Annotated in this window: 25 protein-coding genes; 13 read left to right on the forward strand and 12 right to left on the reverse strand. The window is 61.2% G+C overall.

The window, feature by feature from the left end; translation table 11 throughout:
- Positions 1 to 646: YebC/PmpR family DNA-binding transcriptional regulator (locus tag ACQKP4_RS22340; RefSeq protein WP_427635769.1), on the forward strand; the 646-nt coding region annotated here is incomplete at its 5' end.
- Positions 647 to 999: 353 nt separating this feature from the next.
- Here ACQKP4_RS22340 and ACQKP4_RS22345 read toward each other — a convergent pair.
- Positions 1,000 to 2,310, reverse strand: coding sequence for a leucine-rich repeat-containing protein kinase family protein (locus tag ACQKP4_RS22345; RefSeq protein WP_427635770.1), 1,311 nt, complete (start codon positions 2,308 to 2,310; stop codon positions 1,000 to 1,002).
- 71 nt (positions 2,311 to 2,381) lie between these two features.
- Positions 2,382 to 3,512: a cell division protein ZapE gene (gene zapE / locus ACQKP4_RS22350; protein ID WP_427635792.1), complete on the reverse strand. Its 1,131-nt coding sequence runs from the start codon at positions 3,510 to 3,512 to the stop codon at positions 2,382 to 2,384.
- A gap of 297 nt (positions 3,513 to 3,809) precedes the next feature.
- On the opposite strand from zapE, the gene ACQKP4_RS22355 reads away from it, so the two are divergent.
- The 7 genes from ACQKP4_RS22355 (at position 3,810) to ACQKP4_RS22385 (ending at position 10,169) form a co-directional block, all read left to right on the forward strand.
- Positions 3,810 to 4,322, forward strand: coding sequence for a Csu type fimbrial protein (locus ACQKP4_RS22355; RefSeq protein WP_427635793.1), 513 nt, complete (start codon positions 3,810 to 3,812; stop codon positions 4,320 to 4,322).
- 18 nt (positions 4,323 to 4,340) lie between these two features.
- Entirely contained in the window at positions 4,341 to 4,874 is a 534-nt protein-coding gene (locus ACQKP4_RS22360) for a Csu type fimbrial protein (protein ID WP_427635771.1), read from the forward strand.
- A 19-nt stretch (positions 4,875 to 4,893) separates the two neighbouring features.
- On the forward strand, positions 4,894 to 5,430 hold the full coding sequence (locus ACQKP4_RS22365; protein ID WP_427635772.1) for a Csu type fimbrial protein: 537 nt from the start codon (positions 4,894 to 4,896) through the stop codon (positions 5,428 to 5,430).
- A 4-nt stretch (positions 5,431 to 5,434) separates the two neighbouring features.
- Positions 5,435 to 5,935: a Csu type fimbrial protein gene (locus ACQKP4_RS22370; protein ID WP_427635773.1), complete on the forward strand. Its 501-nt coding sequence runs from the start codon at positions 5,435 to 5,437 to the stop codon at positions 5,933 to 5,935.
- 26 nt (positions 5,936 to 5,961) lie between these two features.
- On the forward strand, positions 5,962 to 6,735 hold the full coding sequence (locus ACQKP4_RS22375) for a fimbrial biogenesis chaperone (protein ID WP_427635774.1): 774 nt from the start codon (positions 5,962 to 5,964) through the stop codon (positions 6,733 to 6,735).
- Positions 6,736 to 6,843: 108 nt separating this feature from the next.
- Positions 6,844 to 9,201 carry a fimbria/pilus outer membrane usher protein gene (locus ACQKP4_RS22380; RefSeq protein WP_427635775.1) on the forward strand — a complete coding sequence of 786 codons (2,358 nt, stop codon included), beginning with the start codon at positions 6,844 to 6,846 and terminating at the stop codon, positions 9,199 to 9,201.
- A complete protein-coding gene (locus ACQKP4_RS22385) occupies positions 9,198 to 10,169 on the forward strand; it encodes a Csu type fimbrial protein (RefSeq protein ID WP_427635776.1) in 972 nt (323 codons plus the stop codon). The genes ACQKP4_RS22380 and ACQKP4_RS22385 overlap by 4 nt, the downstream gene beginning before the upstream one ends.
- A gap of 112 nt (positions 10,170 to 10,281) precedes the next feature.
- On the opposite strand, the gene ACQKP4_RS22390 is transcribed toward ACQKP4_RS22385, so the two are convergent.
- Together ACQKP4_RS22390 and ACQKP4_RS22395 are read right to left on the reverse strand one after the other, a co-directional pair.
- On the reverse strand, positions 10,282 to 11,034 hold the full coding sequence (locus ACQKP4_RS22390; RefSeq protein ID WP_427635777.1) for an anti-sigma factor family protein: 753 nt from the start codon (positions 11,032 to 11,034) through the stop codon (positions 10,282 to 10,284).
- Complete coding sequence (locus ACQKP4_RS22395; RefSeq protein ID WP_427635778.1) at positions 11,031 to 11,537, reverse strand: RNA polymerase sigma factor; 507 nt, start codon at positions 11,535 to 11,537, stop codon at positions 11,031 to 11,033. Before ACQKP4_RS22395 ends, ACQKP4_RS22390 begins: the two co-directional genes overlap by 4 nt.
- Positions 11,538 to 11,693: 156 nt before the next feature.
- On the opposite strand from ACQKP4_RS22395, the gene ACQKP4_RS22400 reads away from it, so the two are divergent.
- Together ACQKP4_RS22400 and ACQKP4_RS22405 are read left to right on the forward strand one after the other, a co-directional pair.
- On the forward strand, positions 11,694 to 12,785 hold the full coding sequence (locus ACQKP4_RS22400) for a catalase family peroxidase (RefSeq protein WP_427635779.1): 1,092 nt from the start codon (positions 11,694 to 11,696) through the stop codon (positions 12,783 to 12,785).
- On the forward strand, positions 12,782 to 13,327 hold the full coding sequence (locus ACQKP4_RS22405; protein WP_427635780.1) for a cytochrome b: 546 nt from the start codon (positions 12,782 to 12,784) through the stop codon (positions 13,325 to 13,327). Before ACQKP4_RS22400 ends, ACQKP4_RS22405 begins: the two co-directional genes overlap by 4 nt.
- 61 nt (positions 13,328 to 13,388) lie before the next feature.
- On the opposite strand, the gene ACQKP4_RS22410 is transcribed toward ACQKP4_RS22405, so the two are convergent.
- Positions 13,389 to 14,540 (reverse strand): M14 family metallopeptidase, encoded by a 1,152-nt coding sequence (locus ACQKP4_RS22410; protein ID WP_427635781.1) that lies wholly within the window; start codon positions 14,538 to 14,540, stop codon positions 13,389 to 13,391.
- A 485-nt stretch (positions 14,541 to 15,025) separates the two neighbouring features.
- Positions 15,026 to 15,367 (reverse strand): DUF6124 family protein, encoded by a 342-nt coding sequence (locus tag ACQKP4_RS22415; RefSeq protein ID WP_427635782.1) that lies wholly within the window; start codon positions 15,365 to 15,367, stop codon positions 15,026 to 15,028.
- Between the two features lie 130 nt (positions 15,368 to 15,497).
- Between ACQKP4_RS22415 and ACQKP4_RS22420 the strand changes: the two genes are divergently transcribed.
- Complete coding sequence (locus ACQKP4_RS22420; RefSeq protein ID WP_427635783.1) at positions 15,498 to 16,145, forward strand: LexA family protein; 648 nt, start codon at positions 15,498 to 15,500, stop codon at positions 16,143 to 16,145.
- Positions 16,146 to 16,184: 39 nt separating this feature from the next.
- Here the strand turns inward: ACQKP4_RS22420 and ACQKP4_RS22425 are convergent, their stop codons facing one another.
- The 4 genes from ACQKP4_RS22425 to ACQKP4_RS22440 all read right to left on the reverse strand — a co-directional run bounded on the left by ACQKP4_RS22425 (position 16,185) and on the right by ACQKP4_RS22440 (position 21,836).
- Positions 16,185 to 18,134 (reverse strand): acetyl/propionyl/methylcrotonyl-CoA carboxylase subunit alpha, encoded by a 1,950-nt coding sequence (locus ACQKP4_RS22425; RefSeq protein WP_427635784.1) that lies wholly within the window; start codon positions 18,132 to 18,134, stop codon positions 16,185 to 16,187.
- A complete protein-coding gene (locus tag ACQKP4_RS22430) occupies positions 18,134 to 18,946 on the reverse strand; it encodes a gamma-carboxygeranoyl-CoA hydratase (RefSeq protein ID WP_427635785.1) in 813 nt (270 codons plus the stop codon). The genes ACQKP4_RS22425 and ACQKP4_RS22430 overlap by 1 nt, the downstream gene beginning before the upstream one ends.
- A 106-nt stretch (positions 18,947 to 19,052) precedes the next feature.
- Positions 19,053 to 20,660 (reverse strand): carboxyl transferase domain-containing protein, encoded by a 1,608-nt coding sequence (locus ACQKP4_RS22435; RefSeq protein WP_427635786.1) that lies wholly within the window; start codon positions 20,658 to 20,660, stop codon positions 19,053 to 19,055.
- A gap of 12 nt (positions 20,661 to 20,672) precedes the next feature.
- A complete protein-coding gene (locus tag ACQKP4_RS22440) occupies positions 20,673 to 21,836 on the reverse strand; it encodes an isovaleryl-CoA dehydrogenase (RefSeq protein ID WP_427635787.1) in 1,164 nt (387 codons plus the stop codon).
- Positions 21,837 to 22,203: 367 nt separating this feature from the next.
- Between ACQKP4_RS22440 and ACQKP4_RS22445 the strand changes: the two genes are divergently transcribed.
- The gene (locus ACQKP4_RS22445; protein ID WP_427635788.1) at positions 22,204 to 23,901 is read left to right on the forward strand and encodes an AMP-binding protein; all 1,698 of its coding nucleotides are present in this window, start codon (positions 22,204 to 22,206) and stop codon (positions 23,899 to 23,901) included.
- A 30-nt stretch (positions 23,902 to 23,931) separates the two neighbouring features.
- On the opposite strand, the gene lpxH is transcribed toward ACQKP4_RS22445, so the two are convergent.
- Entirely contained in the window at positions 23,932 to 24,708 is a 777-nt protein-coding gene (gene lpxH / locus ACQKP4_RS22450; protein WP_427635789.1) for a UDP-2,3-diacylglucosamine diphosphatase, read from the reverse strand.
- Positions 24,705 to 25,208 (reverse strand): peptidylprolyl isomerase, encoded by a 504-nt coding sequence (locus ACQKP4_RS22455; RefSeq protein WP_427635790.1) that lies wholly within the window; start codon positions 25,206 to 25,208, stop codon positions 24,705 to 24,707. Before ACQKP4_RS22455 ends, lpxH begins: the two co-directional genes overlap by 4 nt.
- 251 nt (positions 25,209 to 25,459) lie before the next feature.
- Here ACQKP4_RS22455 and ACQKP4_RS22460 point away from each other — a divergent pair.
- The coding region (locus tag ACQKP4_RS22460; protein WP_427635791.1) for a glutamate--tRNA ligase family protein at positions 25,460 to 25,769 on the forward strand (310 nt) is incomplete at its 3' end.

Genomic DNA, 25,769 nt, shown 5'->3' on the forward strand with positions numbered 1-25,769 from the left:
CGGCAAACTGGTGAAAGAAATCACCATTGCTGCGCGTAACGGTGCCGATGTCGCTACCAACGCGCACCTGCGCCTGGTGGTGGAACAGGCTAAAAAAGCTTCGATGCCCCGCGAAACCCTGGAACGCGCGATCAAGAAAGGCTCCGGCCAGCTCGGCGAAACCGTGCAATACCATCGCGTGACCTACGAAGGCTTCGCCCCGCATCAGGTGCCGCTGATCGTTGAATGCGTGACCGACAACATCAACCGCACCGTGGCTGAAATCCGCGTGGCCTTCCGCAAGGGCCAGCTCGGTGCCTCCGGTTCGGTGGCGTGGGATTTCAACCACGTCGGCATGATCGAGGCGTCCCCGGACAGCCCTGGCGCCGATCCGGAAATGGCCGCCATTGAAGCCGGCGCCCAGGATTTCGAGCCGGGCGACGAAGAGGGCACCACCCTGTTCCTGACCGAGCCCGCGGACCTCGACTCGGTGCAGAAAGCCCTGCCTGAGCAAGGTTTTACCGTGTTGTCGGCCAAGCTGGGTTACCAGCCGAAAAACCCGGTGAGCGGTTTGAGCGATGAGCAGATGGCGGAAGTCGAGGCGTTCCTGGAAGGCCTGGATAACCATGATGATGTGCAGGATATGTTTGTAGGCCTGGCGGGGTAACCGACCTCAATCTACCTTTGGCAAGGAGGCTCGTTGTGGCAAGGGTGCTTGTCGAAGTGACGGGCCTTGTTGTGGTGAAGGGCTTGTTGTGGCGAGGGGGCTTGCCCCCGTTCGGCTGCGCAGCAGTCGTCGCTTTCAGGGTCGCTACGCAACCCAACGGGGGCAAGCCCCCTCGCCACAACAGCCCCGTTCACCACAACAGGCCACCTCACAACAACAGGCCCCTTCACCACACAGGCCACCTCACAACAACAGCCCCCTTCACCACACAGGCCACCTCACAACAACAGGCCCCTTCACCACAACAGCCCCCCCCATCACAACAAGCCCCCCTCACCACAGCTTCGTGTTTTCTAGCGGGAGTTGAACAAGGCCAATATCTGCCCTATCTCGCCAAACCCCGGTCGCTGTAGCACCTCCGGCTGACAGCAGCGCTGTTGCAAGGCCTCCAACTGTCCACGCCCGTCATCACTCAAACCCGAGTCGATGCGCGCCAGCAATTCCCCCAGTAACACCCCGAATGCCCGCACCTCGATGCGCTGCAGCGCACGGCTTTCCACGCTGTCCGAGGTCGCATGGAACGACGCCGCGCCAAAATCCCCCAGCAGGCAATCGCCGTGCTCGTTCCACATAATATTGTGGCCGTAGAGGTCGCCGTGGGTGATGCCCTGGTTGTGCAGATGTTCCGCCACCGCCGCAATGCCGCTGGCAATGCGCAACGCCACGCCGGCACTGAACCGGATGTCGTCGGCATACACATCGCGGGTGCAGGAGGCCAGGCTGGGCAATCCGGCGAGGTTGCGATAACTCGGGTCGATCAGTTGCATCACCAGCCCGGCCTGTTGCTCTGGATGGCCGATGATCCGGCCTTCGACGCGGATCAGGTTCGGGTGAAGGCCGGCGGTGATGCAGGCGTTCATCTCATGCAACGGCGAACCGTCGCTGGTCATCTCGCCTTTATAGAGTTTCACCGCGACCGGCGTTGCCTGCTTCCACAGCGCCTGATAAATGACCCCGGAAGCGCCTTCTCCAAGTTTCTTTTCAAGGCTCAGTTGCGCCCAGCTAATCGTCGGCGTGGCGTCGAGTGCCGCCGCATCCGCTTCGGTTTCCAGCGGATTACCGGCGTAGGCGAGCCACGTCAGGCTCGGCAGGGCCAACAACCACTCGGGTAACTCGCGCAACTGATTGGCAGCGATGCGGATCAATTCGAGGCGATGACACTGGCTCAGGCTTTCGGGCAACTGCTGCAAACGGTTACCGGCGAGCATGAGTTTTTGCAGGCGTGGGCGTTCACCCAAGGCTGCGGGCAGTTCACTGATGCGGTTATCGGTGAGGATCAGCCAGCGCAACAGCGGCGGCAGCGCGGCGGCCGGCACGTGTTCAATGGCGTTGGCCTTGAAGCCGATCATCGTCAGCGCGGCGCATTGACCGAGGCAGGCGGGCAGTTCGGTAAACAGGTTGTCCGAGCAGAACAACACGCGCAAACGGGTCAATCGATGCAGGTCGTCCGGCAGGCTGCTCAAGGCGTTGCCACTGAGGTTGAGCACCTCCAGCGAGTCGGCCAGTTCGAAGATTTCCCGGGGGAATTCGGTCAGGCCGCAGGACAGGTCCAGGCGGGAAATGCCCGACAGTTGGCCGGCGCGCAGTTGGGCAAGGGTATCCATGAACGGGTTCGCCATTGTTCGAGAGGAGGGCACCGGGCCCCGAAATGGGCGACATGATAACGGCAAAGCCGTCAGGCTGGCGCGCGTACTTCCATCAACTGACCCAAGCGGCTGCGCGTGCGTGCGAGGTCGATGGCATCGCCACCCAGGCTTTCGCACAACGAGTGCTGGCCGAGCAGCGTCAGGTGCTTGTCCTGATCGTACAAAACGTCGATCAGATTAATGAAGCGTTGCCGGGCCGCCATCGAACAGTCGGCCAGGTTCGGCAGTTCGTCGATGATCCAGTGGTCGAAACGCCGACACAGCTCCAGATAATCCATCACCGCAGTCGGGTAATCGCAGAGGTCGGCGAAGGTGAACACGATGGTTCGATCGGCGCAGTGACGCGCCTGCAGGTGCCGGGTGCCGACGGCCAACTGCAACGCTGGCGTGATGTGCCTCGGCAGTTTCAACGCTTGCCGTTGCGCCGCGCTACCGGGCCAGACGTATCGGCCCTGGGTGAAAAGCTGTTGCGCGTGGGTGCGCATCTGGCTGCGATAGTCATGCGGGCCGCCGACTTCCATGACCTGCATGCGCCCATGGATCAGGTCGATCACCGGTTTGAAACGCGCGTGATAGAGCGGGTTGGGCAGCAACCCTTCCGGCGGGTAGTTGGACGTCACCAGCAGCAGAATGCCGCGCTGGAACAGCGCCTTGAACAGCCGCGTGATCAGCATTGCATCGCCGATGTCGTGCACATGGAACTCGTCGAAACACAACACGCGACAGCCGCTCAACTGCTCATCAAGGGCAAACGCCAATGCATCGGGCTGGTCGCGGTGGGCGAACATGCCTTGATGCAACCGGGCAAAAAACTCATGGAAGTGCAGGCGTTGCTTGTGTTCGATCGGGATGGCCTGAAAAAACCCGTCGAGCAGCCAGCTCTTGCCGCGACCGACGGCGCCGTGCAAATAAAGTCCGGGCAGGTTTTTTACCGATTTCCCGAGCAGTGCCGTGGCGTGCTGTGCCATGCAGTCGATCACTCTTCGCTGGCTATGGCTGAGGGTGTAACCCTGGGCATGGGCGTTTTGGCGGAAGTAGTCGTGAATCACCCGGCCGGTCGCCGCACCTTTGGCGGGCGCAGCCGACCCCTTGGCAAACCACTGACGCAGCGCAGGCCAGCGTGGCGTCAGTGGTGAACGGCTGGGCGGTCGAGTTGCCACTGTCATGTCACCCCGTATTGATCAGGCCGGCTCCCCGAGCAGCGGCGGCGTAGTGTAACCAGACGGGTAATTTTCCTGCCAGTCGTCTCGACCAGTAACGGTGGTTCACGCGCGTGAACCGTGCGGTTATCGGCGTGTTTTTTCCGCCGGTCATGCCGGCATTTTTCCTGCCATTCGACACAAAATCACACATGTAAGCTGGATCCAATCGTCCGGTGAGACTGGCGATTTCCGTTTGCGTGGCTAACCTCATTGTGGAAGCCACCCCTCATAAGGAATGGGGCCGTGAATGGATTTATGGTATTGGCAGTCGTGGGCGTCATGCTCGGTTCGCAGGCGTGGGCCGCAGAACTCCAGGTTGAAGTGCGCGTCGACGTCCAGCGTGGCTGTCAGTTGGTAGGGCAACAACGCAATGCCGGGGTTGAGCAACTGGGCGTACTCGACTTCGGCAGTACGGCGCGTCTGGATGACCCGGCCGGGCCGTTGGGCGCGGCACTGCTGAACGAGCGATTGCCCAGGCTCGAATGCAACCCGGACACCCCTTATCAATTACGCGTCGACGGCGGCCTGCATGGCGGTGTTGGCGACGTGCGCTACCTGGCGGGTTCCGCCGACAGCAAACCCATTCCTTATTGGCTCTACCAGGACCCTGCGCGGCGGATCCCGCTGGCGGTGAATGTCCCGCTGAGTGGTCGCGTGCCGGACTCCGGTTCGGTGGATTTGCCGTTGTATGCACGCATCGACCGGATGGCCGAAATACCTCGAGTCAGCCGCTATTCGGATCTGGTGAAAGTGACGGTCACCTGGTGAGCAAATGGAATTGACGGGATGACCAGCAAACACTGGATGGTTATGGCCATGGGGGCATTGACGTTACTGACTGACGACGCACAAGCAGCCGTCAGCGGGCAGATTCACGCGCGGCTGACCATCATCGCCGGCTGCGAAGTGAGCAATGGCGCCACGCCCGGCAGCCCCGTGAGCGACTTCGGCACGCTGGATTTCGGTCTGCAAGGGCCGACCTGGAACCGCCCGCTCAAAAGCAGCCTGAGTGAAGACGGCAGCGACAAATTGAACATCGCCTGCAATCCGTCGGTCACCGGGTTCACCGTCACCATCGACGGCGGCGCTCACGGCGACGGCACCACGCGACGCCTGAGCAACGGCAACCAGACCATCCCGTATCAATTGTTCCTCGATGCCTCCGGTAGCCGGAGCTACAGCATCGGCCAACAACACAATTTCGCCGTCACCAGCGGGGCCCGGGTACCGATTCCGGTATTTGGCTCGGTGGTGGCGAATACCCGTGCGTTACCGGCAGGGGTCTATACCGACACCCTGACGGTCACGCTGGATTGGTAACCCGTAGAGGACGGACACCATGCACATGCTCGTAACAAGGATAGGTTTGTCATTGCTCGGCCTGACGCTGGCATCCAGTGCCATGGCTGCCACCACGGTCACCGGCCAGATCACCTCCAGCCTGATTCTGATCAGCAGCTGTCAGGTGAATGGCGCCGGTGGGTCCAGCGGCCTGAACTTCGGCGCGCTGAACTTCGGCACCGCCAACAGCCTGTTCACCGAGGCCGATGCGCAGGTGCTCGGCGGTGGCGGCGGGGCGTTGTCGATTCTGTGCTCCAGCGGCACCACGCCCGCAGTGAAAGTAAGGGCAGGCGCCCATGACGGATTGTCGCCCGGTGGCTCCCGGGCGCTGGCCGATGGCAGCGGCAACTTCGTGCCCTACGACCTGTACACCGACGCCGGGCATTCGCAGATTCTGGCGATTGACGGGGTGATCAACCTCGCCGCCAGTACCGGCGTGGCGCAGACCGTGAATATTTACGGCAAAGCCGTGGGCAAGGCCGGTCTGCCGGCTGGCACCTACACCGACACCGTCGCCGTCGAACTGACGTTCTAGTGCCATGGTCCGCCATGACTGTGCGGCGCTGATCCTGCTGTGTGCGGGGAGTGTGCCGCTGCCGTTGGCGGCGGTGACCAGCCAGAGTTTCCAGGTCAGCGCTACCGTCACCGCCGGCTGCCTGGTGGTGGGTGGGGTATCGAATTACGGCAGCCTCAACTTCGGCAGCCAATCGGCTTTGTCCACCAGCATCGTCAAGGTGGCCTTGACCGGTGGTGTGCAATTGCAATGCACGCCGGGAGTGACGATGAACATGACCGTCGATGGCGGCAAATACAACAGCAGCGGACGGCACTTGCAGCTGACCACCGGGACCAACCGCGTGGCGTATCAGTTGTTTCGCGATTCGGCTTACAGCCAGAGCCTGGGGATCGGCCAGAGTGTCGCGGTGGCCTACACCGATGCCAACAACATCAGCCTGCCGATTTACGGCCAGGTGTCATTGCCGGGCAATCAGCCTGGGGGGACGTACAGCGATGTGCTGCAAGTGCAGCTGTCGTGGTAATGCGGCGTTTGAATAAGGAGAGGCAAATGTGGTCACCGGGGATGCGTTGTTCGGTGTTGGCGATGGTGCTGCTCGGGGCGGCAAAGGTGCAGGCCGCCAGTTCGGTGTTGATCTGGCCGATCGATCCGGTGCTGGAGGCCGATCAACAGGCCAGTGCCCTGTGGCTGGAAAACCGTGGTAACGAAACCGCCAATTTGCAGATCCGCGTATTTGCCTGGAGTCAGAGTGGCTTCAACGACCAGTACCAGAACCAGCGTGACGTGATCGGCAGCCCGCCGGTGGCGAAGATCGAACCCGGTCAGAAACAACTGGTGCGCCTGACCCGGACCCGAGAGATTCCACCGGGCCAGGAGCTGGCGTATCGCATCATCATCGATGAAATTCCCTCGGCGAAACCGCCGGCCGCCGAAGACGGCAAGACCGCAGCGGCGATCCGTTTCCAGATGCGCTACTCGGTACCGCTGTTTGCCTACGGCGTCGGCTTGTGGAGCCGGGAAGACACCACGCGCAAACGCGATCCCAAAGGTGTGGGCCTGCCGGACCTGAGCTGGCGCACGGTGGCAGTGGACGGTCACCCGTACGTGGAAGTGCGTAATCAGGGCGCGGTGCATGCGCGGCTGACCGATGTGGCGCTCAAACAGGGCGGCCAGAGCAAACCGCTGGTGGACGGTTTGCTCGGTTACGTGTTGCCGGGCGCCATCATGCGCTGGCCCGCGCCGGGGCCGATTGCTGGCGATCCGGCCCTGCAAGTGCGGGTCAATGGGGCGCCGCAGGTTCAGAGCATTACGCCAGCGCGTTGACCGGTAGCTGCTGCGGGGCCGAACGCAGCTTTTTGCAGGCTCGGCAGCGGCTACCGGCATCGGGCAGGCCAAGGGAGGACAAGGTCCATTGACGGACATGCATCGGTAATGAGCCAAGGTGTGGCTCGAAGTTTCCAGCGTTTGTTGTGGGCCGTCAGCTGCGTGTATTGGGCCGTGTCGGCCCCGCCAACGGTGGCCGGTGATTTGCCGCCGCCACCCAGCGGCATGGAGGCCGTCGCCGATGCGCAGTTATTTCTGGAATTGGTGGTCAATCAAATGAACACCGGACGCGTGGTAGCGGTGGATCAACGCGGTGGGCGACTCTTTCTGCCGGCCAGCGCGTTGCGTCAAACCGGCATCAAACTGCCTGAAAACATCGGCGCTGAAGTCGATCTCGACAGCCTGCCGGGCTTGCACAGCGAGTACGACAGCGGTGCTCAGCGGCTGTTGCTCAACGTGCCACCGGACTGGTTGCCGGAACAGTTTGTCGGCAACCGCGAAGCCTACCCGCGAACCCCGGCGTTGAGCAGTTTCGGTGCCTTGTTCAACTACGACCTGTACCTCAATGACACCGACGACGCCGGCACCTACATCGCCGCCTGGAACGAAGTACGGTTGTTTGACAGCTGGGGCACGCTGTCCAACACCGGGCAATACCGCCGCACACTCTCGGGAGATGCGGTCAGCACGCTGAACAATGGTTACCTGCGTTACGACACCATCTGGCGTTATTCCGATGACGAGCGACTGCTGACCTACGAGGCCGGGGACTTGGTCAGCGGCGCCTTGCCGTGGAGCAGTTCGGTGCGCCTGGGCGGTGTGCAAGTGTCGCGGGACTTCGGCGTGCGCCCGGACCTGGTGACCTATCCGCTGCCGCAGTTTGCCGGCGAAGCGGCGGTCCCGTCCTCGGTGGACCTGTTCATCAACGGCTACAAATCCAGCAGCGCCGAGCTGCAACCCGGCCCCTACACACTGACCAACATTCCGTTCATCAACGGTGCCGGCGAAGCCGTGGTCGTAACGACCGATGCGTTGGGTCGCCAGGTGTCGACCACGGTGCCGTTCTACGTCACCAGCAGTCTGTTGCAAAAGGGCTTGAGTGATTTTTCCGTGGCCGCCGGGACCCTGCGCCGTGATTACGGCCTGCGCGATTTCGGTTACGGTTCCGGCGTCACCTCCGGCAGTTTGCGCTACGGCGTAAGCGACAGCTTCACCCTTGAAAGCCACGCCGAAGCCTCGGGCGCGCTGACGCTCGGCGGTTTGGGCGGCAACCTGCGGCTGGGCAATTTCGGCGTGCTGAACACTGCGCTCAGCCAAAGTCAGTTCGACGGTGACAGCGGTCAGCAACTGAGCCTGGGCTATCAATACAGCAGCCAGCGCTACAGTTTTTCCTATCAACGCCTGCAACGCCGCGATCAATACGCCGACCTGACCGTCATCGACAGCCCGTACACCAGCCTCAGTAAACGCAGCGAACAAGCGACCCTGAGCCTCAACCTTGATTCGTGGGGCAGCCTCGGTGCCGGTTATTTCGACGTGCGTGCGGCGGACGACTCACGTACCCGCCTGCTCAACCTGACCTGGAGCAAACCGCTGTGGCGCAGCAGCAGTTTCTACCTGTCGGCCAACCGCGAGATCGGCGACAGCAACTGGGCGGTGCAGGCGCAACTGGTGATTCCGTTCGATCTGCGCGGCAGCCTGGCGATCAGCAGCGAGCGCAGTAAAACCGGGCAAACCCAGCAACGGGTCAATTACAGTCGCGCGGTGCCGACCGAAGGCGGGGTGGGCTTCAACCTCGGTTATGCCCAGGGCGACGGCCCGGATTACCGCCAGGCCGACATGACTTGGCGCCTGCAGTCGGTGCAGTTGCAGGCCGGCGTGTATGGCAACAGCGACGCCGAAACCCGTTGGGCCGATGCCAGCGGCTCGCTGGTGTGGATGGACAAGCAAGTGTTTGCCGCCAACCGGATCGACGATGCCTTTGTGGTGGTCAGCACCGACGGTTACGCGAACATTCCAGTGCGTTATGAAAACCAGCAGGTTGGCAAGACCGACCGCAACGGCCATCTGCTGGTGCCGTGGAGCAGCGCGTATTACCGGGGCAAATATGAGATCGATCCGCTGAACCTGCCGGCCAACGTGCGCAGCCCGAACGTCGAGCAGCGGATTGCGGTGCGTCGTGGCAGCGGCTATTTGCTCGAGTTCCCGCTGAGCCGGGTGATCGCGGCGAGCATCGTCCTGGTCGATACGCAGCAGCACGATCTGCCGTTGGGCAGCGGCGTGGTGCATGAGCAGAGTGGCACGCAAACCGTGGTCGGCTGGGACGGTCTGGTGTACCTGGAAAACCTGCAACAGCAAAACAGTCTGCGTGTAACCCTGGCCGACGGCCAAACCTGTCGGGTGCAATTTGCCGTCGACCTGAACCAGGATCAGATTCCGCTGATCGGTCCGTTGGTGTGCCAATGAAGGCCTTGAGGTGGATGCTGCCTTGGGTGCTCTGGCTGCCCGGATCGGCGTGGGCGTTGTGCTCGGCGGTCTCGACTACGCCGGTGGCATTCGGCTCGGTGAGTTCGATTGCCGTACGCACTACATCGCAGCCAAGTTCCACCCCCAATGCCGGGTTGAGCTGTACCGGTTCGCTGCTGTCGTTGCTGACCAACACCGACCATTTCTACGCCACGGTGACCTCGACTCAAAGCGGATTGAAGGGGCCGACCGGCGACATCATCAGCTACACCTTGTACGCCGATAACAGCACCAGTTACCCGATCACCCGTGGCGTGGCGTTCGACTTTGCGCGCAACGGCATCATCGATGCGTTGGGATTGCTGGGAAGCGTCGTGCCCAAGACCGCGCCGATCTACCTGGGCACGACCCTCGGCAGCAACGTGGCGGCGGGGATCTACAGCGAAACGCTGAGCATTGCCTGGAGCTGGAATTATTGCTCCGGCATCGGTATTGGCAGCGTGTGCCTGGGCCGCGACATCAACAGCGGCAACACCACGCTGACGGTCAACATGACCGTGGCCAACGACTGCACGATCACCGCGCCGAACATCAACTTCGGCAGTGCGCCGGTCATCAGCGCGTTCAGCGCGGTGACGGGCCAGACCATCAACCTGGCCTGCACCAAAGGCAGCGCCTACACCGTGGGCTTGAGTGATGGTCAGCAAGCGCTCAGCGTCGGTGGCCGACGCCGGATGATTTCCGCCGGTAACTACCTGGCGTATGACATCTTCAAAAGCGCCGGAACGACTCGCTGGGGCAGTGTCGGCAGTGCGCGCCGTGCCAGTTCCGACGCCGAGGTCAACCCCGGCAACGGCTTGGGGACGGGCAGTCAGGTCTTCAATTACAACGCGAAAATCTACACCGACCAGACCACACCGCCCGCCGGCACGTACCTGGACAGCGTGGTGCTGGATGTCGGGTTTTGATCCGACTGTGGCAGCAGGTTTGCTCGCGAAAGCGTTGCGTCAGCCACCCGCTCTGCCGAATGTGCCGTCGCCGTCGCGAGCAAGCCCGCTGCCACAGGGGAGTGCGCTGAAATCAGAACTGCGTGGTTTGCTTGAGCATTTTCGCCGCTTCCGTGTCGCTGGGGCTGACCATCGCGTAGTTGTAACCGGCGCCCGACCAATACTCGGCCTGCAACTCGCCATCGCTGCGACTGCCACGCGGCAGGAAGGTGTTTTTCGGTCCTGGGGGGCGCACGTAAAAACTGATTTTGTGACCGCCCTGATCCTCGTACACCACCATCGCCGCCGGTCCTTGCTCGGTGCTGAGCAAGCGACCGCTGACCGGTTTGAAGCCCGAACCGGTCAGGTCCGGCAAGCGATTGGCGCGGCTGAAATAATGGTCGAGCCAGCCTTGCATATCGCCGTCGTCACTGACTTTGTAATCCGCCGGCAGGATGCCCTGCTGGGCGATCAAGCGATACGCCTGCATGGCGTCGGCCATCGGTAGCTGAGGACTGACCAGCGTCATTTCCCGCGCCTGCCAACCGCTCAATCCGCCGACACTCACCGCAATCAACAGCACCGCCGCGCTGGCCAGATGACGGCGGGATTGGCGTTTGATGCGCTGGCGAATCAGTGCCGGATCGAGGTCCGGGTTGGCGGGTTGGTGCAGCGCGCCACTTAACGCTGCACGCAATTGCTGGGCGTCCTGCTGCCAGGCGCGCACTTGGGCGGCCATTTCCGGATGGCTGGCCAGGTACGTCTCGACCAGGCGTCGGTCGACTTCGCTCAGTTGGTGATCGACGTAGGCGTGCAGGTCACGCTCGCTTGGGGGCATGCTGATCATTTGAGTATCCGCAGAGAAGGGCTGGTGATTTCACCGTCGCTGAGTTGGCGCAAGGCCTGGCGGGCGCGTGACAGACGGGACATTACGGTGCCGGTCGGGACGTCGAGAATCTCGGCGACCTCTTTGTAGCTCAACCCTTCGACCGACACCCAGAGCAGTAACGCGCGCTGTTCCGTGCTGAGTCGATCAAAGGCTTCAAGCGTGGATCGGGCGATAACGGTGCGCTCGACCGAAGGCTGGGCATCGTCACGGCCGGTAAAAAATTCGAGCATCCGCGCATAACGGCGGGAGCGGCGATGCGCATCGAGAAATTGCCGATACAGAATCGAAAACAGCCACGCGCGCAGGTCGCCCTCGGGCCGCTTGTCACCCCAGCTCGACAATGCGCGCTCCAGGCAGGACTGCACCAGATCGTCGGCGCTGCTGGGATTGCGCGTCAACGACACGGCAAAACGGCGCAGCCTGGGAATGATTTCTCTTAGTTGTTCGTCGATATCGTTCATGAGTTTCTGACTAGTCACTACGCTGGACTAGGAGGACGCCCGGCATTGGAGGTTATTCCACGCCCGAAAAAATAAATACCGGCCGATGGAATAAAGCGTGGTGGCGTTCGTCTGCTTGGTTCTTCTCACTTGTGGCCGATGGGCCTGGAGTCATTCATGGTAGATCGTTCATCACCGCCCACCCGGCCACCGCTGAGTACCGCAAGCCTGATGTTGCGCCTGGCCGGCATCGGCGTGGTCGTTGCCGCCGTTGCCGGGGCGTTTGCCTACGTCAACGGGACATTCGACCCACAACGGCTGACGCCGAAAAAACTGATCAATGTGCTGGAAACCAACAACGGCGTGCACCCGGGCTTTCGGCGTAACCACGCCAAAGGCGTGTGCGTGATCGGCCATTTCGAGAGCAGCGGCGAGGCGCGCACCTATTCCACTGCGCAAGTGTTCAATGAGGCGCAGACCCCGGTGGTCGGGCGTCTCGCGCTGCCGGCGGGCAGCCCGTATGCGCCTGACACCGCCGTGCCGATTCGCAGCATGGCGTTGCGTTTTACCCAGGCCAACGGCCAGCAATGGCGCACCGGGATGAACAGCATGCCGGTGTTCCCGGTGGGCACGCCCGAGGCGTTCTATCAGTTGCAGCAGGCGCAATCACCGGTTCCGGCCACCGGTAAACCTGATCCTGCGGCGGTGCCGGCATTCTTTGGCGCGCACCCGGAAGCAGCGCCGTTCCTGGCCTGGATCAAAACCGCCAAGCCTTCTGCCAGCTATGCGACGGAGACCTACAACAGCATCAATGCGTTTTACCTGGTGAACGCGGCGGGTCAGCGTCAGGCCGTGCGTTGGAGCATGACGCCGGTGGCGCAGGATGCGGCGGGTGCCAAGGCGCCTGAAGGCGCCGACTTTCTTGAGCAGGACCTGGTACAGCGCTTGTCTGCCGGACCGTTGCGTTGGCAGTTGAATATCACCCTGGCGAACGCGGGTGATCCGGTCAACGACGCGTCCAAGGCCTGGCCTGACGGGCGCAAAGTGGTGAACGCCGGGACTCTGGTGCTTGAACGCACGCAGCCACAGCTGGATGGCGAGTGCCGCGACATCAACTACGACCCGCTGGTATTGCCGGCCGGTATCGAAGGTTCCGACGACCCGTTGCTCGCCGCCCGTTCGGCCGGTTATGCCAGCTCCTACCTGCGCCGCACCAGTGAAGTCAGCCAATTGCCTGCCGCCAACGCAAAACAGGAGGCTCATCAATGAGCGCTCAACCGAACCATTTCGCGCCGTTGGCGCGGCTGCTGCACTGGCTGATGGCGCTGATGATCATCGCGATGCTGTTTATCGGCGCGGGCATGGTGGCCTCGGTGTCCGAGCGCCATGAGTGGTTGATCCATCTGCACAAACCGTTGGGCATTGCGATTCTGTTGCTGGTGATCGTGCGTCTGGTGGTGCGTTTCTCCACGCGCCAACCGCCGCTGCCGGCGGATTTGCCGGGCTGGCAAGTGCTGGCAGCCAAGGCTTCGCATGTCTTGCTGTATGCGCTGATGTTTATTTTGCCGGTGCTGGGTTGGGCGATGATTTCAGCGGCCGGTGACCCGGTGATGCTGAGCAATTCGATCCAGCTGCCGTCGATTCTGCCAGCCAATGCCCAGGTGTTCGCGTTTCTGCGCAAGGCTCATGGGTATCTGGCGTATCTGCTGTTTCTGACCGTGCTGCTGCACCTGGCGGCGGCGTTGTTTCACGGTTGGGTCCGACGCGACGACGTGCTGGACAGCATGTTGCGCGGCAAGGATCGCGGCTGATCCGGTGTAGCAGCTGACGCATTCCGCGCTCGCTGCGCTCGCTGCTACACCGGATCGAGGGTCAGCGCAGGGTGTCGATCATCTCGGCAACGGTGGTCAATATGTCTTTGCCCAACTGCTTCGAGCGTTTGCCGGACCAGCCGGTCAGGACGTTCGGAGCGTCGTTGTTGTCCTTGAACGGCATTTCCAGGGTCAGCGACAGGCAGTCGAATTTCTGACCGACGCTGTTACAGGCCAGCGTCATGTTGGCTTTGCCCGGCTCGTCGCGGGTGTAGCCGTGCCTGGTCTGGAAGTCTTTGGTCAGGTGTTTGAGGTGGCTGCGGAAATGCTCTTCGAGCTTTTCGATCCGTGGCGTGTAACCCGGATTGCCTTCGCAACCGGCAGTGAACACGTAAGGGATTTCTTCATCGCCGTGGATGTCGAGGAACAGGTCGACGCCGTACTTTTCCATTTGCTGCTGCGCGAACAGCACTTCCGGACTGAGCTCCTGACTGGCGCTCTGCCAGGCGCGGTTCAGGTCCTGGCCCATGGCGTTGGTGCGCAAGTGCCCGTGGAAGGCGCCGTCCGGGTTCATGTTGGGCACCAGGTACAAGTCGGCGCTGGCCAAGAGTTTGTTCAGCACCGGGTCGTCGTGTTTTTCCAGGCGTTCGATCACGCCTTCCATGAACCACTCGGCCATGTGCTCGCCGGGGTGCTGCTGGGCAATGATCCAGACCTTGCGCTGGCCTTCGGCGCCGGTGCCTTTGCGCAGTAACTGAATATCACGTCCTTCAGCACTTTTACCGGTGGCCAGCAACTCGGTGCCGGCCTTGGACAGCGCCTGCTCGATCAACCAGTCATGACGGCCACGGCTGTAAGGTTCGAAATAAGCGAACCAGGCATGGGTGGCGGTGGCTTCGAGGCTGAAGCGCAGGCAGTCGCCTTCGAAAATGGTCGGCACGCGGAACCAGTTGACGTGATCGTAGGACGCCACGGCCTGATACCCGTCCCAGGCCTTGTTATAGGAAGACTTGCTGGCGTTGTTCAGGCGAAACCAATGCTCCTGGCCGACGTGCAGACCGCTGGCCTTGAAGTGGAACCACTGGAAATGAGGGCTGCGGGTGTCGGGCTTGATGGCCAGCAGCGCTTGCAGCGGGTTGCTGATGTCCAGCACTTCAATATTGCCGCTGTCGAAGTTTGCGCTGATGTCGAAAGAGGATTTAGCCACGGTCATAGTCGATTCCTGAATATGATTTTTTATGGCTGCTACTTTACACGCAAGGGAGGGGAGAAACCGGCAGAAATTGCGGGGTAGAGCGGGGGCGTCCTCCATGACGCCGACGCAGCTTAGAGACTGCGCGATTGATTCTCAAGTGCTATTTTTCATTAGTTTTGGCCCAATGATGCCGGGCTTCTCTTGCCAATCGATATTCTTTTGATATTATCCGCGCCACCGAATTTGCAGCACGTAAAGACTTCATTAGCCTGAAGGTAAAGCCAGAATAACTGGCAAAAAAAAGACCCGGCAAAAAGCCGGGTCAAAAACCGTGATTAGCCTGATGAGGAGATAGTCCAGGAGACCGACCTAAGGTCACTTGGACAATCGACTGATCTCGCGACCAGCTGCATGCAATAATAATCATTCTCGCTTGCAAGTCAAATGATTTTATCTGCCCGATAGGAAAATTCTTTCCTGTCCTCTCCAAAGGCGCGTCTGCCTCAGACGCTCGAAAGCCCTTTTAACGAACGATCAATCATTGCCTTGGCCATGTCGATCATGTGCACCGTTGAAAACGCCAGATCCCGACTCGCACCGTTCAGATTGCTGGCTGACTCGTGTGCGGTCGCAGCAGCGCAGCGCAACAGGTCCGAGGCGTGGACCAGCGCTTCTTCTGCGCTGATATCCGGGTTCACATCAAAAAAGCGCTCTTCGACAGGCGTTTCTGACGCATTTGGTTTCAAGTAATAATCCAGCGCTCGCTGGGCGGCGGCATTGCCTTTTGGCGAGGTCAGCGAGGTGTCGATATGCAAGTCTGTAAGGTCATTGCTGGGTAACGTCATGGCGATGGCAAGCTCCGTGATAGATTCAGATCCGTGAATCCATCCTAGTACGTACTGTATTTGTGACGAGAATTTAAATACTACAATTTGTGTTTTGCTGCTCGCAGCGACGCCACGTATGGTGCCGCACATGGATAAATGGATTGAGTTAGTCAAAGCCAAGATGAGTGAACTGAAGGTCACTCAAGAAGTACTCGCCGACCGCCTCGGGATGTCCCAGGGCGGCGTGGGTCACTGGCTGAATAAACGCCGCGAGCCCGGCATCGACAATATGAACCGCGTGCTGAAAGCCCTCGGGATGGACTTTCTCGAAGTGGTGCTGGTGATTCGCGAGCCACTCGTCGTGGAGGATGACGAGATGCCCCTGGCGCACAAGTACAACCCGTACTTTCGCTACCCTGTCAGCGACTGGCGCCAGCCGGCCGAGGTGCGTGACGGTGATCCTTCGGTCTACGGCAAACCGCGCTTCGAACTGACGGATTACCACGCTCAGGGCGCGGCATTCTGGCTGGTCGTGGTGGGTGACGCGATGACCGCACCCACCGGGGTGAGCATCGCTGAAGGCATGATGATCCTGGTGGACCCGGCGATCGTGCCGGAGCCCGGGAAACTGGTGATCGCCCAATGGTCCGACTGCGCCGAAGCGACATTTCGCAAGCTGATCGAAGAGGGCGGGCAGCGTTACCTGATCCCGCTCAATCCGACGTATCCGAAAGCCCTGTTCACCGAGGAGTGCCGAATTCTCGGCGTGGTGGTTCAGGCAACAGTCAGGTTCTAGTCAGATCGGTCCTCGCAGCACGTAGGACCGATCTTCATTTCACGCTTCTTCCAATTCGACCAACGCACTGCCTTCGCTCACCATCTCGCCTTCCTGGCAATACAGCGCCTTGATCACCCCGGCGTGTGGCGCGCGAATGCTGTGCTCCATCTTCATCGCTTCCAGCACCACCAGCTGTGCCCCGGCCTCGACCGTTTGCCCGGCCTCCACCAGCACTCGCACGATGCTGCCGTTCATGGGCGCGGTGAGCCCGCCCTGATGGCCATGACTGGCGTCAACGGCCGTGATCGGGTCGTACGACTCAATGCGGCGCAGTTCTCCCTCCCATTGCAGGTACACCACCCCAGCTTGACGAATTGTCCGGTGCTGACGACGCACACCATTGTGCTCGGTCACCAGGTAGTCGCCCTTGAGTTCAGCGGTGCAAGCTCCGGCCAGGGTCAACGCCCGGTCCTGGCCTTCGCAGCTCAAGTGCAGGGTGATCTCTGACGGCAGTCCGGTACGCAATCCGCGGTTGATGGCCCATGGCGAGCACGGATCATCGGCTCGCGCTACCGGGGGCTGGCTCTGGGCAAATGCCTGTGCAGCGGCCTCCCAGAATTCATCACTGAGTGCCGAAGGTTCGGGCAACAGTTGTTCCTGATAACGAGGAATAAACCCGGTATCCAGCTCGGCCGCTGCAAACGCCGGATGCCCGATGATGCGCCGCAGGAAGTTGATGTTGGTCTTGAGCCCGCCAATCGCAAACTCGTCGAGCATGCTCAACAACCGCAGGCGCGCCTGTTCCCGATCCTCGCCCCAGGCGATCAGTTTGCCGATCATCGGGTCGTAAAACGGCGAGATCTCGTCGCCTTCCTCAACGCCGCTGTCAACACGTCGTCCCGGGCCTTCAGCGGATTCGCGGTACAACGTCAGACGCCCGGTGGCCGGCAGGAAATCATTGCCCGGGTCTTCGGCGTACAAACGCACTTCAATCGCGTGCCCATTGAGCGGCACTTGATCCTGGGTCATCGGCAGCGTTTCACCACGTGCCACGCGAATCTGCCACGCCACCAGGTCAAGCCCGGTAATGGCTTCAGTGACCGGATGTTCAACCTGCAGACGCGTGTTCATCTCCATGAAGAAGAACTCACCGCGCGCATCCAGCAAAAATTCCACAGTGCCGGCGCCGACGTAACCGATGGCCTGCGCCGAACGCACGGCGGCTTCGCCCATGGCGCGGCGCAGTTGCGGGCTCAGACCGGGGGCGGGTGCTTCCTCGACAACTTTCTGGTGCCGGCGCTGGATCGAGCAGTCCCGCTCATTGAGGTACAGGCAATTGCCGTGTTGATCGGCGAACACCTGGATTTCCACGTGACGCGGCTTGAGCAAGTATTTCTCGACCAGCATCCGCGAATCGCCGAACGAGGATTTCGCCTCACGTTGCGCCGAGGCCAGGGCTTGCGCCAACTCGCTGACGTCCTCGACCACTTTCATGCCTTTGCCGCCACCGCCCGCCGTGGCCTTGAGCAGCACCGGGTAACCGATGCGTTCACAGGCATCGCGGAACGTGTCGAGGTCCTGGGCTTCGCCGTGATAGCCGGGCACCAATGGCACGCCCGCGGTTTCCATCAGCGCCTTGGCGGCAGATTTGCTGCCCATCGCATCAATGGCCGAGGCCGGCGGACCGAGGAAAATCAGGCCGGCGTCTTCGATGGCGCGGGCGAACCCGGCGTTCTCGGACAAAAAGCCATACCCCGGATGTATCGCCTGCGCGCCGCTGGCCTTGGCCGCCGCGATCAGCTTGTCGATTTGCAGGTAGCTGTCGGCGGCTTTACTGCCACCGAGGTCGACGCGGATGTCTGCTTCGCGGCTGTGCCGGGCGTCACGGTCGGTGGCGCTGTGCACCGCCACGGTGGTCAGGCCCAGGGCCTTGGCGGTGCGCATGACCCGGCAAGCGATCTCGCCACGGTTGGCGACCAGCAGAGAGGTGATTACAGGTGCGCTCATCAACGCGGCTCCTTGGTGGTTTCAGCTTGCCAGGTCGGTGGACGCTTTTGCAGAAACGCGCGCAAGCCTTCCTGGCCTTCGGGACTGACGCGGATGCGGGCGATGGCGTTTTCGGTGTAGCGCCGCAGGGCCGGGGTCAGCGCGCCGTTGCCGACTTCGCGCAGCAAGTCTTTGCTGACACGCATCGCGGCCGGGCTGTTGAGCAGCAGGTTGTCGATCCATTGCTCGACTTTTTGTTCCAGCTCGGCGGAGGGATAGCTGTCCGACAGCAAGCCGATTTCCCGCGCCCGTTGACCGCCAAAGCGCTCGGCGGTCAACGCATAGCGACGTGCCGCGCGCTCGCCGATGGCCTGGACCACAAACGGACTGATGACCGCCGGCGCCAGGCCGATGCGCACTTCCGACAGGCAGAATTGTGCGTCGTCGCTGCCAATGGCCATGTCACAGCAACTGATCAGGCCCAGCGCGCCGCCGAATGCCGCGCCTTGTACCACGGCCAGGGTTGGCAGTTTCAGCTTGGCGAGGTTGTACATCAATTCCGCCAGTTCCCGGGCGTCGTCAAGGTTGGTGTGGTAATCGAGTACGGCCGATTGCTGCATCCAGGCCAGGTCGGCGCCGGCGCTGAAATGTTTGCCACGGCCACGCAGCAGTAAAAAACGCAGGCTGGTATCGCTCGAGACTTTGTCCAGGGCGAGGATCAGTTCGCGGATCATCTCGGCGTTGAACGCGTTGTTCTTTTCTTCACGGCTGAGCCACAGGGTCGCGAAACCCCGTGGGTCGGTCAGCAGTTCGAGGGTGTTGAAGTCGCTCATATTGGTCGGTCTCCACAACTCTTGTGGGGGATTGCTGGTGATGGCGATTGCTTCGCAATCGAACGGGGGCAAGCCCCTCGCCACACAAGCTCGCTCCCACAGAAAATCACATCCGGAACACGCCGAAGCGGCTCGGTTCGATTGGCGCGTTCAGCGACGCGGACAAGGCCAGGGCCAGCACATCGCGGGTTTGGGCCGGGTCGATGACACCGTCGTCCCACAGCCGTGCGCTGGAATAGTAGGGGTGACCCTGTTCTTCGTATTGATCGAGGATCGGCTGCTTGATCTCGGCTTCCTGCTCGGCGCTGAACAGCTGGCCACTGCGCTCGGCCTGCTCGCGTTTGACCTGCACCAGCACGCCAGCCGCTTGCTCGGCGCCCATCACGCCGATGCGCGCGTTCGGCCACATCCACAAAAAGCGCGGGTCGTAAGCCCGACCGCACATGCCGTAGTTACCGGCGCCGAAGCTGCCGCCGATGATCACCGTGAATTTCGGCACCTTGGCGCATGCCACGGCGGTCACCAGTTTCGCGCCGTGTTTGGCGATGCCGCCGGCCTCGTATTTCTGACCGACCATGAAGCCGGTGATGTTTTGCAAAAACAGCAATGGAATGCCGCGCTGGCAGGCCAGTTCGATGAAGTGCGCGCCTTTTTGCGCGGCTTCGGCGAACAGGATGCCGTTGTTGGCGAGGATCGCAATCGGGTAGCCGTGCAAGTGCGCGAAGCCGCAGACCAGCGTCGTCCCGAACAGTGCCTTGAATTCGTCGAACACCGAACCGTCCACCAATCGTGCAATCACTTCACGCACATCGAAGGGTTGCTTGGCGTCGGCTGAAACCACCCCATACAACTCGTCGCTGCCATAAAGCGGGGCGATGGGCGCGCGTTGTTGCAGTTCGCCGAGCTTGCGCCAGTTGAGGTTGGCGACGCTGCGACGCGCAATGGCCAGGGCATGTTCATCGCTCTCGGCGTAGTGGTCGGCGACCCCGGAAATCTTGCAGTGCACATCGGCACCGCCCAGATCCTCGGCGCTGACCACTTCACCGGTCGCGGCTTTCACCAGCGGCGGGCCGGCGAGGAAAATCGTTGCCTGATTGCGCACCATGATCGCTTCGTCGGCCATCGCCGGCACGTAAGCGCCGCCGGCCGTGCACGAGCCCATCACGACGGCAATTTGCGGAATGCCCATGGCGCTCATGTTGGCCTGGTTGAAGAAGATCCGCCCGAAGTGCTCGCGGTCCGGAAACACTTCATCCTGACGCGGCAGGTTGGCGCCGCCGGAGTCCACCAGGTAGATGCACGGCAAGCGGTTCTGCTGGGCGATGGTCTGGGCGCGCAAGTGTTTTTTCACGGTAAGCGGGTAGTACGAACCGCCTTTCACCGTGGCATCGTTGGCGACGATCATGCATTCGACGCCTTCCACGCGGCCGATCCCGGCGATCAAGCCAGCGGCAGGTACGTCTTCGCCGTATACCGCATACGCGGCAAGTTGGCTGATTTCGAGAAAGGGCGAGCCCGGATCGAGCAGGCGATTGATCCGTTCACGGGGCAGCAATTTGCCGCGCGAGGTGTGGCGCTCTTGCGCTTTCGAGCCGCCACCTTGCTGCACTTGAGCGAGCAAGGTGTGCAGGGCGTCGACCTGTTTGCGCATCGCCGCGCTATTGGCCGCGAACTCCGCCGAACGGGGGTTGAGCTGGGTATGCAGGATAGCCATGGACAGCTCCGTTTAGCGGGTTTCGTTGAACAGTTCGCGACCGATCAGCATGCGACGGATCTCACTGGTGCCGGCGCCGATTTCGTACAGCTTGGCGTCACGCAGCAGACGACCCGCCGGGAATTCGTTGATGTAGCCGTTGCCGCCGAGAATCTGGATCGCGTCGAGGGCCATTTGTGTGGCGCGCTCGGCACTGTAGAGGATCACGCCGGCGGCATCCTTGCGGGTGGTTTCGCCGCGCTCGCAGGCTTGGGCGACCGCGTAGAGATAAGCACGGCTGGCGTTGAGTTGGGTGTACATGTCGGCAACTTTGCCCTGGATCAGCTGGAATTCGCCGATGCTCTGGCCGAACTGCTTGCGGTCGTGGATGTACGGAACGATCAGGTCCATGCAGGCCTGCATGATCCCGGTCGGGCCGCCCGAGAGCACCACGCGTTCGTAATCGAGGCCGCTCATCAGCACTTTCACGCCACCGTTCAGCACGCCGAGGATGTTCTCTTGCGGCACTTCGACGTCATCGAAAAACAGCTCGCAGGTGTTCGAACCGCGCATGCCGAGTTTGTCGAACTTGTTGCTGCGGCTGAAGCCTTTCGAGTCGCGTTCGACGATGAACGCGGTAATGCCGTGCGGGCCTTTTTCCAGGTCGGTCTTGGCGTAGATCACGTAGGTGTTGGCGTCCGGGCCGTTGGTGATCCAGGTTTTGCTGCCGTTGAGCACGTAGTGGGCACCGCGTTTGTCGGCGCGCAGCTTCATCGACACCACGTCGGAGCCGGCATTCGGTTCGCTCATCGCCAGCGCGCCGATGTGTTCGCCGCTGATCAGCTTGGGCAGGTATTTGGTTTTCTGTTCGTGAGTGCCGTTGCGGTTGATCTGGTTCACACACAGGTTGGAATGCGCGCCGTAGGACAGCGCCACCGAGGCCGAGCCACGGCTGATTTCTTCCATGATCACCACATGCGCCAGGTAACCCAGCCCGGCACCGCCGTACTCTTCCGGCACGGTGACGCCCAGCAGGCCCATGTCACCGAACTTGCGCCACAAATCGGCCGGGAACAGGTTGTCGATGTCGATCTGAGCGGCGCGCGGCGCGATCTCTTTGGCGACGAAGGACTGAACCTGATCGCGCAGCATGTCGATGGTTTCACCGAGGGCAAAGTTCAGGGATGGGTAGCTCATGGGGCACCTTTTGGCTTTTTTGTCGGGCGGGAGGGCAGTGGTCTGGCTCTCAAGTTGACGTTAACGTAAGCCTGTGACGAATGGCTGTCAATCATCCTTTACGTAAACGTCAACTTGAGCGAGAGTAACGCCCGTTCGAGATGGAAAAGCGAACCAAGCCTGTGGCAGCGACTGTAGTGAAGGGGCTTGTCGGAATGCCGCACCACCGTTTGAGTGCGTAGCACTGACAAGATCTTTGGTGTGGCGGAAATTATGGGGGCTGCTTCGCAGCCCAACGGGGGCAAGCCCCCTCGCCACAGTCCCCTTGCCACAGCCCGCTGCCACAGGGGATCGTCGCCAACCCAAAATAAAGACAATAGGGGTCGTCATGGATCAACTCGGTGCAAGTGCGCAACGCAGCTACACCCGTGGCTCTCAGGACAAAGCGTTATTGGCGATGACCATTGGCAAGGCGTTCGACAACACCGTCGCGCAGTACCCGGACGGGGAAGCGCTGGTCGTGCGCCATCAGCAGCTGCGCTACACCTGGCAGCAACTGGCCGACGCGGTGGATCTGCACGCCAGAGCCTTGCTGGCATTGGGCTTGAAGACCGGCGATCGCCTTGGTATCTGGGCGCCCAATTGTGCCCAGTGGTGCATCAGCCAGTTCGCCAGCGCCAAAATCGGCGTGATCCTGGTCAACATCAACCCGGCCTATCGCAGCTCCGAACTCGAATACGTGCTCAAGCAATCCGGTTGCCAATGGCTGGTCTGCGCCGGCGCGTTCAAAACCTCCGACTACCACGCCATGCTGCAAGGTCTGGCGCCTGAGCTGGCAGAGCAATCCATCGGCCAGTTGCAGAGCGAGCGCCTGCCGGATTTGCGTGGCGTCATCAGCCTCGACCCACAGCCACCTTCGGGGTTTTTGCCGTGGTCGCAACTGGCGGATCTGGGCGCCAGCGTGTCACTCGGGCAATTGCGTGAGCGCCAGGACAGCCTGCACTTCGACCAGCCGGTGAACATCCAGTACACCTCCGGCACCACCGGTTTCCCCAAGGGCGCGACCCTCAGTCACTGCAACATTCTCAACAACGGCTACATGGTCGGCGAAAGCCTGGGCCTGACGGCCGGGGACCGGCTGGTGATCCCGGTGCCGCTGTATCACTGCTTCGGCATGGTCATGGGCAATCTGGGCTGTATAACCCACGGCAGCACGATGATTTACCCCAACGATGCCTTCGATCCGTTGCTGACACTGACCACCGTTGCCGAAGAACAGGCCACCGCGCTGTACGGCGTACCGACCATGTTCATCGCCATGCTGGATCAGCCTCAACGGGCCGGGTTTGATCTGTCGAGCCTGCGCACCGGGATCATGGCCGGTGCAACCTGCCCGATCGAGGTAATGCGCCGGGTCATCAGCGAAATGCACATGAGCGAAGTGCAGATTGCCTACGGCATGACCGAAACCAGTCCCGTGTCGTTGCAGACCGGCGCATCCGACGAATTGGAATTGCGTGTCACGACCGTCGGCCGCACGCAGCCGCAGCTGGAAAGCAAAATCATTGACGAGGCGGGCAACCTGGTGCCGCGAAACACCATTGGCGAGCTGTGCACCCGCGGTTACAGCGTGATGCTCGGTTACTGGAACAACCCGCAAGGCACCGCCGAGGCGATCGATCAGGCGGGCTGGATGCACACCGGCGACCTGGCGAGCATGAACGACGAAGGCTACGTGTGCATTGCCGGACGCAACAAGGACATGATCATTCGCGGTGGCGAAAACGTTTACCCACGGGAGCTGGAGGAGTTTTTCTTCACCCATCCGGCGGTAGCGGATGTGCAAGTGATCGGAATTCCGTGCTCGCGTTATGGCGAAGAGATCGTTGCCTGGATCAAATTCCATCCGGGGCACAGCGCGACCGGGCAAGAACTGCAAACCTGGTGCAAAGAGCGCATCGCACACTTCAAGACGCCGCGTTACTTCAAGTTTGTGGAGGAGTTCCCGATGACCGTGACCGGCAAGATCCAGAAGTTTCGGATGCGCGAAATCAGTATCGAGGAGTTGCGCGATCGTAACGACTGATCCCGATACCTTGTGAGCGCGAGCACGCGCTCACAAGGTTTCCGTGCCGGGTTGTCCGTGGGCCGGCGCCGCCAGTTGCGGCGGCGGGGCGAAGTCGAAGGGCGCCAACGCAAACCCGGTCTCATCCACCTGTAGCGCCCAGCCCTGACGATCCCAATCGCCCAACACAATGCGCTTGGCCGCTTGCTCGCCAATCTGCAACTTGTGAATGGCGGGACGATGGGTGTGCCCATGAATCAGGGTTTTCACAGCAAATGCCTGCATGATCCGTGGCACTTCGTCCGGCGTCACATCGACAATGTCGTTAGCCTTCATCCGGGTTTGCGCACGGCTTTCGCTGCGCAGCTTGCGCGCCAGTTTATGCCGGGTGCTCAAGGGCAGGTGGCGCAGGATGAACAGGGTGATGGGGTTGCGCAGGTAGCGACGCAGCTTCATATAGCCGACGTCGCGGGTGCACAGGCTGTCGCCGTGCATCAACAGCACCGGCTCGCCGTAAAGCTGCACGACACTCGGGTCCTTCAGCAGCGTACAGCCGGCTTCTTTGCAAAAGGCCTTGCCGAGCAGGAAGTCACGATTACCGTGCATCAGAAAAATGGCCGTGCCGCTGTCGACAAGATTGCGCAGGGCCTGGCAGATGGAACGCTGGAACGGCGTCATGGCATCGTCGCCAATCCACGCCTCGAAAAAGTCGCCCAGGATGTACAACGCACTCGCCGAACGGGCGCGTCCGGCGAGCAAATCCAGAAACGCCCGGGTGATGTCCGGGCGCTCCTCTTCCAGATGCAAGTCTGAAATCAGCAGTATCACTCAATGATCTCGGCTTTCTCGATGATCACGTCGTCTGCTGGCACGTCCTGGTGGCCGGACTTGGAAGTGGTGGAAACGCTTTTGATCTTGTCGACGACTTCTTCGCCTTCAACAACTTTAGCGAATACCGCGTAGCCCCAGCCCTGGGTGGTCTTGGCGCTGTGGTTGAGGAAGCTGTTGTCAGCGACGTTGATGAAGAACTGGGCGGAAGCCGAATGCGGCTCCATGGTACGGGCCATGGCAACGCTGTATTTCACGTTCGGCAGGCCGTTGTCGGCTTCGTTCTGGATGCTTGGGCGCTTGTCTTTCTTTTCTTTCATGCCTGGCTCGAAACCGCCGCCCTGGATCATGAAGTTGCCGATGACACGGTGGAACACGGTGTTTTCGTAGTGGCCGGCTTTAACGTACTCGATGAAGTTGGCAACCGTCACCGGTGCCTTTTCAGCGTTCAGTTCCAGGACGATGTCGCCATGGTTGGTAGTCAATTTGACTTGGGTCATGATCGGTACTCTTTAATGAATTCGTGGGTTTGGGGCGTTATGGCCCCTAACCGGTCCGGCCAGTGTCGGCCAAGGTGCGCAGTTTAGCGCGACGGGCGCCAATTTCGAGGCTGTTTTTCAAATCAGGTGCATTAAACGCACCTGATTTGGGGCCTGCCGCTGTCAGCGGCTTGACAGCATCGGCTATGATAGCGGCTTTGTTTTGTCAGGCCTTTCGTTCCGGCCACGCACTTGTATGTTCAAGGATCCTAATGAGCAAGCCCACTGTCGACCCTACCTCGAATGCCAAGACCGGCCCCGCCGTGCCGGTCAACTTCCTGCGGCCGATCATCCAGGCAGACCTGGACTCGGGTAAGCACACGCAGATCGTCACCCGTTTTCCGCCTGAGCCCAACGGCTACCTGCACATCGGTCACGCCAAGTCGATCTGCGTGAACTTCGGCCTGGCCCAGGAGTTCGGCGGCGTCGGTTTGCCCCCGCAACGGCGGCGCCCCGAACAACCGGCTGTATTCGCGGCTGAATTGCGAAGGGCTTTCATACCCGACCCGATACCCGGCCGCC

The sequence above is a fragment of the Pseudomonas sp. NPDC086278 genome (assembly GCF_050280905.1).
Classification (GTDB): Bacteria; Pseudomonadota; Gammaproteobacteria; order Pseudomonadales; family Pseudomonadaceae; genus Aquipseudomonas.